This is a genomic window from Candidatus Allofournierella excrementavium (assembly GCF_048526665.1).
Lineage (GTDB): Bacteria > Bacillota > Clostridia > Oscillospirales > Ruminococcaceae > Allofournierella_A > Allofournierella_A excrementavium.
The window spans coordinates 24,546-39,770 of the sequence record NZ_DBGFPE010000028.1 but is presented as its reverse complement, the minus strand read 5'-3'; the positions used below and the strand labels follow the sequence as shown (position 1 = coordinate 39,770).

At 60.9% G+C, this 15,225-nt stretch carries 12 protein-coding genes; 9 read left to right on the top strand and 3 right to left on the bottom strand.

The genetic code is table 11. From position 1 onward, the window contains the following. Positions 1–24: 24 nt before the first annotated feature. The 3 genes from ACMI1Q_RS07710 to ACMI1Q_RS07700 form a co-directional block, all read right to left on the bottom strand. Positions 25–1,173, bottom strand: coding sequence for a DUF5104 domain-containing protein (locus ACMI1Q_RS07710; RefSeq protein ID WP_087308268.1), 1,149 nt, complete (start codon positions 1,171–1,173; stop codon positions 25–27). Positions 1,174–1,191: 18 nt separating this feature from the next. Beyond that, a complete protein-coding gene (locus ACMI1Q_RS07705; RefSeq protein ID WP_419503353.1) occupies positions 1,192–2,355 on the bottom strand; it encodes a hypothetical protein in 1,164 nt (387 codons plus the stop codon). A gap of 64 nt (positions 2,356–2,419) precedes the next feature. Beyond that, positions 2,420–2,788, bottom strand: coding sequence for a hypothetical protein (locus ACMI1Q_RS07700; RefSeq protein ID WP_419503352.1), 369 nt, complete (start codon positions 2,786–2,788; stop codon positions 2,420–2,422). A gap of 589 nt (positions 2,789–3,377) precedes the next feature. Between ACMI1Q_RS07700 and ACMI1Q_RS07695 the strand changes: the two genes are divergently transcribed. The 9 genes from ACMI1Q_RS07695 (at position 3,378) to ACMI1Q_RS07655 (ending at position 15,120) form a co-directional block, all read left to right on the top strand. After that, a complete protein-coding gene (locus tag ACMI1Q_RS07695) occupies positions 3,378–3,830 on the top strand; it encodes a MarR family winged helix-turn-helix transcriptional regulator (RefSeq protein WP_330058231.1) in 453 nt (150 codons plus the stop codon). A 27-nt stretch (positions 3,831–3,857) separates the two neighbouring features. After that, positions 3,858–5,915, top strand: coding sequence for an FAD-dependent oxidoreductase (locus ACMI1Q_RS07690; RefSeq protein WP_419503351.1), 2,058 nt, complete (start codon positions 3,858–3,860; stop codon positions 5,913–5,915). A 13-nt stretch (positions 5,916–5,928) separates the two neighbouring features. Beyond that, entirely contained in the window at positions 5,929–7,209 is a 1,281-nt protein-coding gene (locus tag ACMI1Q_RS07685) for an aconitase X (RefSeq protein ID WP_419503350.1), read from the top strand. Then, positions 7,206–7,661, top strand: a complete 456-nt coding sequence (locus ACMI1Q_RS07680; protein ID WP_419503349.1) for an aconitase X swivel domain-containing protein — start codon at positions 7,206–7,208, stop codon at positions 7,659–7,661. The genes ACMI1Q_RS07685 and ACMI1Q_RS07680 overlap by 4 nt, the downstream gene beginning before the upstream one ends. Positions 7,662–7,995: 334 nt before the next feature. Further along, a complete protein-coding gene (locus ACMI1Q_RS07675; RefSeq protein ID WP_419503348.1) occupies positions 7,996–9,825 on the top strand; it encodes an ABC transporter ATP-binding protein in 1,830 nt (609 codons plus the stop codon). Further along, complete coding sequence (locus ACMI1Q_RS07670) at positions 9,815–11,632, top strand: ABC transporter ATP-binding protein (RefSeq protein WP_419503347.1); 1,818 nt, start codon at positions 9,815–9,817, stop codon at positions 11,630–11,632. Before ACMI1Q_RS07675 ends, ACMI1Q_RS07670 begins: the two co-directional genes overlap by 11 nt. Before the next feature lie 168 nt (positions 11,633–11,800). Next, positions 11,801–12,388 carry a TetR family transcriptional regulator gene (locus tag ACMI1Q_RS07665; RefSeq protein WP_177522547.1) on the top strand — a complete coding sequence of 196 codons (588 nt, stop codon included), beginning with the start codon at positions 11,801–11,803 and terminating at the stop codon, positions 12,386–12,388. Between the two features lie 12 nt (positions 12,389–12,400). Then, positions 12,401–13,957 carry a phytoene desaturase family protein gene (locus tag ACMI1Q_RS07660; RefSeq protein WP_419503346.1) on the top strand — a complete coding sequence of 519 codons (1,557 nt, stop codon included), beginning with the start codon at positions 12,401–12,403 and terminating at the stop codon, positions 13,955–13,957. Continuing rightward, positions 13,954–15,120, top strand: coding sequence for a 2Fe-2S iron-sulfur cluster-binding protein (locus ACMI1Q_RS07655; RefSeq protein WP_417025664.1), 1,167 nt, complete (start codon positions 13,954–13,956; stop codon positions 15,118–15,120). The genes ACMI1Q_RS07660 and ACMI1Q_RS07655 overlap by 4 nt, the downstream gene beginning before the upstream one ends. Positions 15,121–15,225: the final 105 nt, after the last annotated feature.

The window sequence follows — 15,225 nt, the reverse complement described above, 5'->3', positions numbered from 1 at the left end:
CCCCCTTTGAAACAAAACTCTTTTTTAACTTCCGCTGTATTCTCCTGACAGAAGCATTTCTTTCACTTCATCGTATTCGTCCGGCAGCGCCTGCGACAACAAGCCGGACGCTTCTACACGGAAGACCGTTCCGTCATCATATAATACAGCCAGCACCATATGCTGGGGATCTGTAATTTCCTCTTCACCCGTTCCGGATTCCCAGCCAAAAACACCATACTTGTCTAACGCCTCAATGATCTGCTGTCCGTCCGCATAATATCCGCCCTGTATCTGGTAGAGGTCATCAAAGAGATACGCGTCCGACGTTTGATACCTTTTTCTGTCCGGCAGATCATAATATACACATTCTGTACTTGTATTCTTATTTTCCATAAAAGCTACAGCATATACATTTTCTGTAAAATCAGATGTGCGTTCTTCTATGCCGTCTTCAATGAGATAACTTACATCATACATGCCGAATTTGCGTTCCGGTTCGTATTCTTCCAGGAGCAAAGGTATGTTGAGCGTATCCACATCTTCTGTCGTGATGTCAAAATCCTCAATAAACTGTTCCAGATCAACTTTGCTGTACTGTTCTTTTGTAAGTCCTGCCGCCCGGATCAGTTCTTCCGGAGTGATCAGCCTCTGTTCCGAATACGTCTCTTCCCCGGTTTCTGTCACATAGATACCCGGTTTCTGATCCAGACTCCAGAGAAATTCATCCTTGTTAAAAGTTTCTTCCGTAGTGATCTCTATCGCAGTAAGCCCTTCTTTATCCGGTTCTTCTCTGTAAAAAGGAATATAAATATATGCGATTTCATATTGTGCTTCATCTGTAATAACCGAATAGTGCCCTCTCAATTCCCGCCATGTTATTTTTCCGTGTTCACTTTTTTCATGGGAACTTGCATTTCCTTTCCAGCTTTTACATTCGCCCTGAAAAAACTCTATGAATTCTTCCGCCTGTTCCGTTAAGTTTAGCGTACTGTCCCCGGCATACTGCGAAAATAATCCCGTCAGCGCTTTTGCATCTTCCTTCTCTGCGCACCCGATAATGTTTTCTATCATTTCATCCGCCAATTCTTTATCAGAACGATATGCATTGGATGATCCCCGCCTGAAAACGATGCATCCGCTCAAACTGCATACAAGGGCGCAGCATACGATAAGCAGTAATACCTTCCTCATAAATTCTCTTCCTTTCAGCTAATATACGGTCACTTTCCCGCTCCCGGATATCGCGCACTCCGCCTCTTCGGTATAGATATCTTCCCGGAGCTTATCCTCATAATCAGATCTGCCAATCTGTTTCCACGCTTCAGACTCTGCCATGCGCAGATAGATCCCGGCCGGCACGCCCTGACAGTTCTCCGTCAGCCAGTCCGGCACAGCCTCCAGAAACGCCTCGTACTGTTCTGAACACAGGGCGTCGTCCATAAAAATATACGTCACGGCGGAAACCTCGTTCAGTATCGCTTCTTCTTCTGCCGCGCCGCTGCCGCCGTTCTTTATCTCCGTGTATATCTTTATCCCTTCGGAAGGCAGATACTGCTCTGCAAATGCGCGTACCTGCTCTTCATAGGCGGGGCGCATCAGGATCGCCCCGTAATCGTCTTCATACCGGTACATGCCGTTTTCATATGTGCGGTACACTGTCACAACATCCGATTCACCGCCCTGTTCCGGATACCCCTTTAGGTGTTCCTGCTCGACGGCGTCTCCCGGCGCGTAGGATATATAATAAAACTGCTGCTCATATTTCCCTTCGATCCAGTCCAGCATCTGCACGACAGAAGCAACAACCCCTTTCTGGGTATCGCTCAGGTCCTCATAAGGCCCGGTAAGGCCTGTCATGTCCATAACCTCTTTCTGTCTGGCTTTGAGCCATGCGCCATCGTCATAGCTTGCCTGCCATTCATCCGGTCCGAAGGTGATGCTCCCGTCCGGAAATGTGCCTTCACCGACAGTCAGCCCCGTATGGCAGTTCACGATCTTTGCGCTGACACTCCAGTTTGGATCCCCTGTTTCCATGATTCCGGTCAGGACATCCGATGCCGTGATCGTCAACAGCATCTTTGCCTGTAGAATACCGTCGATATTCTCGTCGATATGATATATGAAACGGCTGTGATCGGTATCCGCCTCTACATAATAGCCCTGTTCGTCTTTCTCCATATCTTCCAGCACATCGTCAATGGACCCGGCGTACATCTCTATAAGTTCTTCTTTCTGCGTCGGCGTCACTTCCAGAATTAGATCATCCCCGTCACGCCTTACATCGGTACAGTAATCTTCAAAAGCCTCCATGTTGTCCTCGATATCTGTATTGGCAAACTTAAATATCGAGGCAGGTATCCAGGCCTCTTTCATGAACGCATGGCAAACCAGGCGCACTTTCCTGGAAAGTTTTGCGACATCCGCGTTGACACCAGTTTCAGCCTTTTCCCTGCGAAAAGCAGGTCCCGCACCGGCCCCAAAGCCGGGTGCCAAGGTTTTCCTTCCGGATGTCCGTCACCTGCCGAAATACTGGTGCGCCCCGGATGCAGGCCCCCACAAAATAGAGAGCGCCGCATCTGCGGCACCGCACATAGTGGCAAACGGTATAATGCTGCTCGGCATCCAGCACCGCATCGGTATCCTCCAGTGGGCAGTCACCGGCAAACAGTTCCATACAGCCTTGCCGCTCCAGTTCCATGAGCCTGCGAAGGATCTGGTCATATTGGCGGTAGGAATCGTTGAGAGGCTCTTTCGTCTGTGCCGCCAGCGGGCCGCAGATGGGGCAGATGAGATTCTCCTTTTCCATCGGTATCCCTCCTTACTTTATGATCTCCTGTTCCAGATTCATAGTATCACGGTTCGCGTGAAATATCATCTCGACATTTTACGGATTTGAAATATCTTTTTTGTTAAGCCATGCCATATTGTCTTAACAAAAAAGATATAAGACCGAAACAGCCCGTAAACAAGCCGTTTACGGGCTGTTTTCGTGCCACAAAACAGGTGCAATTTAAAAAGATATATTTCGCCCTTTTCGGCCTTTGGTAGAATATTTCAAATCGTCAGGCATTCTGTTTGATGTAAGAGGAATCCCTGAGGTAGGGGGTTCAGTTTTTCGATCTGTTCCTTCAGGCCCATGCTGTATTTCCTCCTTCGCTGAATTTTGTTCCGCGCCCCCGGCGGGAAAGCGCGCGCTCCGCAATGCTTTTTTCATTGTAGCACTGCACTGTGCAAAAGCCAAGGCTCCAAGGCGCGGCGCCGCCGCGTTTTGGCCCCTTTTCTGCGTGCCGCCCCCTGCGCTGAAAGCGGAAATAAAGTTGACAATTCAACATTCCGAGGCTATACTGTAGAAGTTGCGTTTTCAATTTCTTTGAAACAAGGAGGGGAGCGGTCCCATGGTGGAACGGTTCGAGCGGTTTTCGGTGGCCATTGCGGAGATCAACCGCTGCTGGCACAAGCTGGCAGGGGAGGAGATGAAGGCCTACGGCCTCAAGGGAGCCCACGCCACCTATCTGGTCATCATCGGGCGCTACCCTCAGGGCATCACGGTGCCGGAGTTGTGCGAACAGTGCGCGAAGGACAAGTCCGACGCATCCCGCATGCTGGCCATTCTGGAAGAGAAGGGCCTGGTGCGCAAGGAGGGCCCCCACAAGAGCGGCTACGGCGGCACCATCCACCTCACCGAGGCGGGCCGGCAGGCGGCGGAGCACGTGCGCCGGCGGGCGGGCCGGGCGGTGGAGGTGGCCGGCAAGGACCTGACCGACGCCCAGCGGGAAGCCTTTTACGGCGCGCTGGATTCCATCATCGGCAACCTCCGGGTGCTCACCAAAGAAGGCATCCCCGAATAAGCGGCAAGACTGAAAGGAGACAAAGGCATGAACGAACGCTACGAAGCCCTGTTCACCCCCTGGAAGATCGGCAATGTGGAGATAAAGAACCGCATCGTCCTGTGCCCCATGGGCGGCACCTCCCTCTTTGGCTGGATGGAGCCCAACCACTTTGACAAGGAGGCCGCCAACTTCTTTCTGGAGCGGGCGAAGAACAACGTGGGCCTTATCATCCCCGGCATCGCCCCCATCCGGGACACTCTGGGCGGGCGCTGGCTCTACCAGAACAAGAAGATGTTCCGGGAACTGAAAGACTTCATGGAAGAGATCCACGCCACCGGCGCGAAGCTGTTCGTGCAGCTCACCGCGGGCATGGGCCGGGCCTGGGGTATCTCCGACGAGGTGCTGCCCATCCACAAGAACCCGGTGCTGAAGGTGCTGGCAAAGCCCATCCTGGACACCGACTATCAGCTGGCCAGCCCCAGTCCGCTGCCCTCCCGCTGGGCGGAGGGGGTCACCTGCCCTGAGATGACCCTGGCCCAGATCGAGGAAATTATTGAGGCCTTTGCCAAAACGGCGGCCCTCTGCAAGGAGGCCGGGGTGGACGGCGTGGAGGTGCACGCGGTGCACGAGGGCTATCTGCTGGACCAGTTCGCCTTGAAGTACACCAACCACCGCACCGACAACTACGGCGGCAGCTTTGAGAACCGCTACCGCTTCGCCGTGGACATCGTCAAGGCCATCAAGGGCGTCTGCGGTCAGGAGTATCCCGTCTCCATCCGCTACAGCGCCGTCTCCAAGGTGAAGGACTTCTGCTACGGCGCGATGCCCGGCGAGGAGTACGAGGAGATCGGCCGCGACCTGGAGGAAGGCCGTCTGGCCGCAAAGTACCTGCAGGACGCGGGCTACGACATGCTGGACGCGGACAACGGCACCTACGATTCCTGGTACTGGTCCCATCCGCCCATGTACATGCCGCTGAACTGCAACCTGGAGGACGTGGCCGCCATCCGTGAGGCGGTGGACATCCCGGTGGTGTGCGCCGGCCGCATGGAGCCGGAGGACGCCGCCCGGGCCATCGAGGCGGGCCGCATCGACGCCATGGGCGTAGCCCGGCAGTTTCTGGCGGACGGCGAGTGGGTCACAAAGCTGCTGGAGGACCGGCTGGAAGAGGTGCGCCCCTGCATCTGCTGCCACAACGGCTGCTTCAACCTGTCCCACTTCAAGGGCCACGCCAACGCCCAGTCCCTGCCGGACACCCGGGGCATGTCCCGCTGCGCGCTGGACCCCCGCACCATGCAGTCCCGCAAATACCGCATCGAGCCCGCCGCCCGCCCCAAGAAAATCGCGGTCATCGGCGGCGGCATCGGCGGCATGGAGACCGCGCTGGTCTGCGCCAAGCGGGGCCACAGCGTCACCCTCTATGAAAAGAGCGGCCAGCTGGGCGGCGTGTTCAACGCCGCCGCCGCCCCCTCCTTCAAGGAGAAGGACCGCCAGCTGCTGGCCTGGTACGCCCGGGAGGTGGCAAACTGCCCCGGCCTGACCCTGCGCATGAACACCGAGGTGAAGGACATCGCCTCCCTGCACGCCGACGAGGTGGTGGTGGCCACCGGCTCGGTGCCGGTGCAGCTGCCGGTGCCCGGCGCGGACAAGGCCGTGGAGGCGGTGGACTACCTGCTGGGCCGCAAGAGCGTGGGCCAGAAGGTGGTCATCGTGGGCGGCGGTCTCACCGGCTGCGAAATCGCCTATGACCTCTACCTCCAGGGCAAGGAGCCGGTGGTCGTGGAGATGAAGAACGACCTCATCGCTGTGGCCGGTGTGTGCCTTGCCAACGCCAGCTACCTGCGGGACTTCTTCCGCACCAACAAGGTGCCGGTGCATCTGGAGAGCACCGTGGCCGAAATTCGGGAAAACGGCGTGACCGTCACCGGCAAAAACGGCGAAAAGCAGGACATCCCGGCGGACTCCGTCATCCTGTCGGCGGGTTACCGCCCCGCGCCGCTGGCGGCCAAAGGCCGGCACGTGCACATCGTGGGCGACGCCGCCAGGGTGGGCAACCTGCGCACCGTCATCTGGCGCGCCTGGGACGTGGCCATGAAGCTGTGAGGGAGGAACAAACATGAAACTGACACAGGAACAGCAGGCCCTTTTGAACGGCGAAAAGGGCCAGACCATGGCCAAGGTGATGAAGACCCTGGTCATGTACGGCGAAATTTTCGGGGCCGAGAAGATGGTGCCGGTCACCAGCCGCTACAACCATCTGGTCACCTCCTTCGGCCTCAAGGCCCTGGGCCCGGTCTACGACCTGATGGACCAGCTCATCGCCGCGGGGGCGGTGTCCGGCCAGAAGTTCTCGGCGGACCCCCGGCCCCTGGACCCCAAGGTGCCCGCCAACTTCTTGCAGAACCTGGTCTTCAAGAAGTTCATGTACAGCAAGCAGGGCTTCTACGAGGGCCAGCTGAAGGCCCTGGGCCTGAAGGACGAGGATGCCTTCAGCTGCGCCTGCTACCTGGACGAACAGGGCAACCGCCCCGCCCAGGGCGAGGTGCTCAGCTGGGCCGAATCTTCGGCGGTGGTCTACGCAAACTCGGTGCTGGGCGCGCGGTGCAACCGCAACTCCGGCATCATGGACCTGATGGGCTCCATCGCCGGCTTCGTGCCATCCTTCGGCCTGCTCACCGACGAGGGCCGTAAGGCCACCTGGGTGGTGAAGGTCCAGACCACCGAGAAGCCCGAGGCCCAGCTGCTGGGCTCCGCCATCGGCATGAAGGTGATGGAGGACGTGCCCTATGTGGTGGGTCTGGACCGCTGGCTGGGCAATGAGCTGGACGATTCCGCCTGCGCCTATCTGAAGGACTTCGGCGCGGCAACTGCCTCCAACGGCGCGGTGGGCCTCTACCACATCGACGGCCTCACCCCCGAGGCAAAGCAGCAGGGCAAAGACCTCATCCTCCCCGGCGCGAAGGAGTACGTCATCGACGACGCGGAGCTGCGCCGGGTGAAGGAGAACTACCCCCTGGTGTGGAAAAACCCCGACGCAAAGCCCAAGCTCTGCTTCGTGGGCTGCCCCCACCTGAGCCTGCAGCAGCTGAAGGACTGGACGGACGCGCTGGAAGAGGGCCTCAAGGCGGCGGGCCGCAAAAAGCTGGCGGTGCCCACCGTGTTCACCACCGCCCCCGGCGTGAAAAAGGCCTTTGAGGCCACCGGGTACGCCGCCCGCTTTGCGGCCACCGGGGCCATCCTCTCCTGCATCTGCCCGCTGATGTACATGAACAACCCCCTGTGCGGGCCCATGCCGGTCATCACCTGCTCCAACAAGCTGCGCACCTACACCACCGCCCGCTACTACACCGAGGCGGAAATCCTGGACATCATCACGAAAGGAGCGGCAGGCAAATGAAAGAATTCCACGGACGCGTGGTGGCTCCCGGCTGCGTGAGCGCACCCGCCCTCGTCTCCCACGGGGGGCTGAACACCCTGGCCTCCTTCCAGAAGGCCCTGCAGTTCGGCGACAAGACCGCCACCTGCGGCGACCAGAACAACCCCGACCTCTACGGCAAGCCCATGGCGGGCAAGGCCCTGTGCCTGCCCCAGACCATCGGCTCCACCACCGGCGGGCTGGTGCTCTACTGCGCTTGCTCCATGAACCGCCAGCCGGCCTGCCTGCTGTTCTCCAACCCCATCGACTCGCTGGCCGCCGCCGGCTCGGTGCTGGCCGCCGTCTGGCTGGAGAATGTGCAGATGCCGGTCATCGACTGCCTGGGCGAGGAGTTTCTGGACTTTGTGCAGGACGGAATGACCATCACCGTGAAGGAAGACGGCACGGTGCAGGTGGGCGGGCCCGCTTCCTGAGGGCGGCAAACCGTTATTTTGCCGGGAAGCGGCGCCCCAAATTCGGCGAACCGCCGAAAACCGCCGCCCCGGCCCGGGGACGCCCGGCGGCCCTCTTGACAACCCAAAACGGGCAGGGTATAGTGGACCTTGCAGCACAGCGCATACTCAGAAAGGAGGCGGGCAGAATGACCGAAAAGCGTTTCAGTGAACATGCGAGATCTCTGAAAAGCCGGAACGGACTGTCCGCGCCTTCGCCCTGCCCTGCGTGAGGGGCAGGCTTTTGCGGGATGAACGCAGCGCCTCCGGCCTTTGTGCCGGGGGCGTTTTTCTTTGGGAAAAGGGAGGGAACGGTTTGAAACGAACGAAACGGGCGCTCATCTGGCGCTTTTTGCGGCCGTATCTGTGGCTCTTCGCGCTAACGCTGGCGTTTTCCATGGGCAACACGGTGCTCTCTTCGCTCACGCCCCAGGTGGTGCGGGTGGCGGTGGACTCCATCCTGGGCGGAGAGCCGCTGCCCAAGGTGGTAACGGCCCTTGCGCCCCCGGCGCTGCTGGCCGCCGGGCCCATGACCCGGCTGCTGGCGGCGGCGGGCTTTCTGCTGGCGGTGGCGGTGCTGGCCGGCCTTTGCACCTACGGCAGCCGCATGGGCACGGCAAACGCCTCCGAGAACTTTGTCAAGTCCCTGCGGGACGAACTCTACCGCCACATCCAGCGCCTGCCCTACGCCTGGCATGTGCGCCACAGCACCGGCGAGATCATCCAGCGCTGCACCTCCGACGTGGAGGTGGTGCGCAACTTCGTCACCAACCAGCTGCTGGAGGTGTTCCGGGTCGTCTTTCTGGTGGGCTTCTCGCTGGCGGTGATGCTGTCGATGAACGGCAGGATGACCCTCATCGCCGCGGGCTTTCTGCCGGTCATCCTGCTCTACTCGGTGCTTTTCTATTCGAAAATCGCGCGGCGCTTTCTGACGGCGGACGAGGCCGAGGGTGAACTGTCCGCCACGGTGCAGGAGAATCTGGCGGGCGTGCGGGTGGTGCGCGCCTTCGGCCGGGAGGCCTTTGAGGTGGAGCGCTTTGACAAAAAGAACGAGCGGTTCGCCTCGCTGTGGATCCGCCTGGGACGGCTGCTCAGCGCCTACTGGGGCGTGGGCGACTTCATCACCGGCCTTCAGATCCTCACCGTCATCTCGGTGGGCGTGGTGCAGACGGTGAACGGGGCCATCACCCTGGGCGAGTTTCTGGCCTTTGTGTCCTATAATCAGTCGCTGGTCTGGCCGGTGCGCGGCCTCGGGCGCATCCTCTCGGAGATGAGCAAGGCGGGCGTGTCCATCGAGCGGCTGGCCTACATCCTGGACTCCCGGCCGGAGCAGGAGCCGGCGAGCGCCCAGACCCCGCCCATGGACAGAGACATCGTGTTCGAGCACGTCTCCTTCGCCTACGGCGGGCAGCCGGTGCTGCGGGACGTGAGCTTCACCATCCCCGCCGGCAGGACCTTTGCGGTGCTGGGGGCCACGGGCAGCGGCAAATCCACCATGATGCACCTGCTGGACCGGCTTTATGACCTGCCGCCGGGGTGCGGGCGAATCACCGTGGGCGGCGTGGACATTCAGAACATCAGCCGCCCCTGGCTGCGGCGGAACATCGGCATCGTGCTGCAGGAGCCCTTCCTCTTCTCCCGCACCATCCGGGAGAACATCGCCGCCGTGCGCCCCGGCGCGCCGCTGGAGGAGGTGCGCCGCCACGCCGGCACGGCCCACGTGGACGAGGCCATCCTGGAATTTGCCGACGGCTACGACACCATTGTGGGCGAGCGGGGCGTGACCCTTTCGGGCGGGCAGAAGCAGCGGGTGGCCATCGCGCGCACCCTGATGCAGGACGCGCCCATCCTCATTTTTGACGACTCCCTCTCCGCCGTGGACGCGGAGACCGACGCGCAGATTCGCGCCTCGCTCCATCAGGCCAAGGGCGCGGCCACGGTCATCCTCATCTCCCACCGCATCACCACCCTCATGCAGGCGGACCTCATCCTGGTGCTGCAGGAGGGAAGGGTGGCGGAGCTGGGCAGCCACGAGGAGCTGATGGCGAAAAACGGCCTTTACCGCGAAATTTACGACCTGCAGATGACCGGGGAGGACCGGGACCTTCTGCTTTCGGAGGAAGGAGGGGAGAGCCATGGGGTTTGACGAACAGGAATACACAAGATCCTTCGACATCCGCTCCTGGAAAAAGCTGCTGCCCTTCCTGCGGCCCTACCGGGGCCTGGTGGCCGTGGTGCTGGTGCTGAACGTTTTCTGCGCCGTCATCGACATCGCCCTGCCGCTGTTCCAGCGGTACGCCATCGACGAATTCATCGAGACGGGGGATGTGGACGGCCTGCCGGGCTTCGCCCTCTTCTACGGCTGCGTCATCGGCCTGCAGGCGCTGGCGGTCATCCTGTTCACCCGGCGGTCCATGCGCATCGAGATGCAGCTGGGCCGCGACATGAAGCGCGCCTGCTTCGTGCACCTGCAGACCCTCTCCCTCTCTTATTATAATGTCACCCCCGTGGGCTATCTGCTCTCCCGCATCATGAGCGACACCAACCGCATCGCCGCCATCATCGCCTGGAACATGGTGGACGTTCTGTGGGCCGTGTTCTACGTGCTGGGCGTGTTCGCCATCATGTTCGCGCTGGACCCCGGCCTTGCGGCGGCGGTCATCCTCATCGTGCCGGTGATGGCGCTGCTCACCGCCTGGTTCCAGGACCGCATCCTGCGCTGGAACCGCCGGGTGCGCAAGATGAACTCCCGCATCACCAGCGCCTACAACGAGGGCATCATGGGCGCGCGCACCTCCAAGACCCTGGTCATCGAGGAGCAGAACAGCCGCGAGTTCGAGGCGGTCACCCAGGACATGCGCCTGTCGTCGGTGCGGGCGGCGCGGCTCTCGGCGGTCTACATCCCGCTGGTGATGTTCTTCAGCTCGCTGACCACGGCCATCGTGCTGGCCCGGGGCGGCGCGCTGGCGCTGGAGCACCTGATGCTCATCGGAACGCTGTCGGCCTTCACCTCCTACGCGGTGGGCATCTTCGAGCCCATCCAGCAGATCGCCCGCAACATCGCGGACATCCTGGCCCTGCAGGCGAACATCGAGCGGGTGATGGGCCTGCTGGAACAGCAGCCCCTCATCACCGACACGCCCGAAGTCATCGAAAAATACGGCACCGTCTTTGAGCCGAAGCGGGAGAACTGGGAGCCCATCCGGGGCGACATCGAGTTCCGGGACGTCTCCTTCCGCTACCCGGACGGCAGCGAGGACGTGCTCTCCCACTTCAATCTGAAGATACCCGCCGGCTCCACCATCGCCATCGTGGGCGAGACGGGCGCGGGCAAAAGCACCCTGGTCAACCTGGCCTGCCGCTTCTTCGAACCCACCTCCGGCCAAGTGCTCATCGACGGAAAGGACTACCGCGAGCGCAGCCAGCTCTGGCTGCACAGCAGCATCGGCTATGTGCTGCAAAGCCCGCACCTTTTTTCCGGCACGGTGATGGAGAACATCCGCTACGGCCGCCTGGACGCCAGCGACGAGGAGGTCATCGCGGCGGCAAAGGCCGTCTCGGCGGACCAGGTGGCCATGAAGCTGGAAAAGGGCTACGCCAGCGACGTGGGCGAGGGCGGCGACCGCCTTTCCACCGGAGAAAAGCAGCTCATCTCCTTCGCCCGGGCGGTTCTGGCGGACCCGCGCATCTTCGTGCTGGACGAGGCCACCAGCTCCATCGACACCAAGACCGAGCGCCTCATCCAGGAAGCGACGGAGCTTCTGCTCAAGGGCCGCACCTCCTTCCTCATCGCCCACCGCCTGTCCACCATCCGCCGCGCCGACCTCATCCTGGTGGTGCGGGACGGCGCCATTGTGGAACAGGGCACCCACGACGAGCTCATCCGCAAAAAAGGCTATTACCGCGACCTCTACCGCCGGCAGTTCGAGCAGGAGCAGATGCAGAGGATGTGAGGCGCACCCGGGCTTGCAAAACACCGAAAGGCCGCAGGTCATCCTGCGGCCTTTTTTTGCGCTCCCGGCGCAGAAATTTTTTCAACCGCTTGCAAACAGGCGGGAAACAGTGTATCATGATAAATAAATAACAGGTGTTATTTATAACCGGGGAAAGGGGAGGGACCCATGCCGCGAAAACGCATTTTTCGGGAGGACATTCTGAACGCCGCGGTCGGGCTTGTGCGGGAAGAAGGGCCGGCGGCGCTTTCGGTGCGCAACATCGCAAAAAAACTGGGCTGCTCCACCCAGCCGGTCTATTCCGAGTTTGAAAGCATGGAGACCCTGCGGGAAGAGCTGACGGCCAGCGTCCGGGAGCGCTGCCTCCGGGAGGACGCCGGCAGCTACAAGCAGGTGGCCCTTTCCTTCCTGCAGTTTGCCCGGCGGGAAAAGAACCTGTTCCAGCTGGTCTATCTGCGCCGTCGGGTGGAGGGGGAAAAACTCTTTGAGGATCCCAACGAAGCGCAGACCATCCGCAAGCTGGAGCTGAACCTGGAACTTCCCGAAGGGCAGGCGGCGGAAATGCACCGCAGGATGCAGTATTACTGCTACTCCATGGCGGTGATGATGGCCACAGGATATCTGGATTTCAGCGAAGAAGAGATAAGCCGGGAACTCACCGAGTATTACCGCATCATTTTGAGCTATTATAAGCAGACGAAAAGTGAAGAGGAACTTCAGCACTGGCTGGACCGCTCACGGAATCTGCTGGTATAAAGGAGGCACACTATGGCAGCAAACGGCAAACATGCCTATGACGTGGTGGTCATAGGCGCAGGCAACGGCGGATTGGTGGCCGCCATCCGCGTTTTGCAGGCGGGATATTCCTGCCTGCTGGTGGAAAAGCACAACCTGCCCGGCGGCTTTGCCACCAGCTTCAAGCGGGGGCGCTTTGAATTTGAGGCCAGCCTGCACGAACTGAACGACTTCGGCTCGCCGGAAGAGCCCGGCGATGTGCGCAAGCTGTTCCGCGACCTGGGCGTGGAGGACAAGATCGACTGGGTGCGCATCCCCGAGGCCTATCACCTCATCACCACCGACAAAAAATACGACTGCGTGATGCCCTTCGGCCAGCAGGCCTTCATCGACAAGATGGAGCAGTATGTGCCCGGGTCCCGCCGGTCCATGACGGATTTCTTTGCCCTGTGCAACGAGGTGCGGGATGCCCAGACCTACTCCAACTCGGTGAACGGCAACACCGACTCCGCCTACATGAAGAAGACCTTCCCCAACTTCGTCAAGGCCGGCAGCTACTCGGTGAACGAAGTGCTGGACGCCCTGAAGATGCCCCCCAAAGCCAAGGACATCCTCAACGCCTACTGGTGCTATCTGGGCGTGGACTGCGACCGCATGAGCTTTTTGCACTACGGCTCCATGGTCATCCGCTACATCACCCGGGACGCCTGGATGCCCAAGATGCGCTCCCACGAGATCAGCCTGGCGCTGGACGCCCGCATCCGGGAACTGGGGGGCGGCATCTGGTACCAGACCGAGGCCGAGACCATCCTGGCAAACGACGACGGCAGCATCCGCGGCGTGCAGCTTTCCGGCGGCAAGGTGGTGGAGACCCGCCACGTCATCGCCAACTGCTCGCCCCATCTGGTGTATGGCAAAATGCTGGAAAAGAAGGCCGTCACCGAGCAGATGGTGCGTGCCGCCAACAGCCGCACCTTCGCCGGCCGCGGCTTCACGCTGTTCCTGGGGCTGAACAAGTCCGCCCAGGAGCTGGGCATCACCAGCCACAACTACTTCATCTACGACACCGCCGACACCGTCAAGCAGTATGACCTGATGAAAAAGGTGAGCACCAACCATGTGCAGGCCACGGTCTGCCTGAACAACGCCTGGCCCGAGTGCTCGCCCGAGGGCACCTGCATGATGTACTTCACCACCATGTTCATGTCCGACGACTGGGGCAACGTGTCCGAGACGGAGTACTTCAAGAAAAAGGACGAGGTCGCGGAAGATATGATCCGCGTTTTCGAGCGGGAGACCGGCTGCCGCATCCGCGACGCCATCGAGGAGATCTCGGTGGCCTCTCCCACCACCTATGCCCGCTACTGCGGCCACCCCGAAGGCGTGATCTACGGCTATGAGACCGCCGGGTGGGACAGCCTGATGCCCCGCATGATGATGATGAAAGAGGACGCCCTGCTCAACCCCGGCATCCGCTTCGCGGGCGGCTACGCCATGCGCTCCAGCGGGTATTCCAGCGCCTACATTTCCGGCGACCTTTCCGGCCGGCAGACCGTGGGCGACTTGAAAAAGGAGGCACAGGGAGAATGAATTTCAAAAAACAGCCCTTTGGCTTTATGGACATGCTGCGGTTCAAAAAGATGGTCCCCACCCGCCGCAGGATGCTGGCGGAAGGGGAGAACAAACCCCTGCCCCAGGAGTACCGCACCAACACCCTGGCGAAAAAGCTCCATCCCGGCTATATGCAGGTGGAACTGACCGCCGCGCGCCCCCTCACCGATACCATCCGGGAGCTGACCTTCAAACGGGTGGACGCCCAGGAATTCCCCTTCTTCCGCGCGGGGCAGTATGTCTCCCTGCAGGTGAAGATCGGCGGCAGCCTGGTCAGCCGTCCCTATTCCATCGTTTCCACGCCCCGTCAGGCGCTGGAGAACAAGCTGGTGCTGGCGGTGGAAGACGCGGGCTTTGTGTCCGGCTATCTGTGCAAAACGGCGGCCGTGGGCGACCGGTTCGTCATGACCGAACCCTCCGGCGAATTCCACTATGAGACCCTGCGGGACAGCCGGAACATCGTCTGCGTTGCCGGCGGCAGCGGCATCACCCCCTTTGTGTCCATGGCGGGCAGCCTTGCGGACGGGGATGAGGATTACTCCATGACCCTGTTCTACGGCGCGCGCACGGCGGCCCGGCTGGCCTACAAAGCCGAACTGGAGGAGCTGGCCGCCCGCTGCGACAGGCTGAAGGTGGTGTACGTCCTCAGCGAAGAGGAGCAGCCCGGCTGCGAGAAAGGCTTTGTGTCGGCGGAACTGATGAAGAAATATGCCGATCTGACCGCCAGCACCTTCTTCTTGTGCGGACCCAAGGCCATGTACGATTTCATCGGCAGGGAGCTTGCGCCCCTGCAGCTGCCGCTGAAGGCTCTGCACCGGGACGCCACCTGCTGCGGCGACCTGCCCCTGGAGCAGCCCGCCGAGTTCCGCCTCACCGTCCACATGCGGGACGAGGTGTTCGTGATCCCCGCGAAGGAGAACGAGACCCTGCTCACCGCCATGGAGCGGGCCGGCCTCAACGCGCCCAACAAGTGCCGCGCCGGCGGCTGCGGCTTCTGCCACAGCAAGTGGATCGCCGGCGGTTACCGGGTGGCGGAGGGCCGCGACGGCCGCCGGGAAGCGGACCGCAAGTTCGGCTTCATCCACCCCTGCGTCACCTATCCCACGGGGGATATGGAGATCGACGTTCCCGTGGCCTATTGAGCCCGGCGCGAAACGGCATCGGAAAAAAGCCGCAGGTCTTCCTGCGGCTTTTTTGGTATAATGAAAGAAGCACGGAGGGCGGCAGCGCCCCCGGAATGGGGAGAG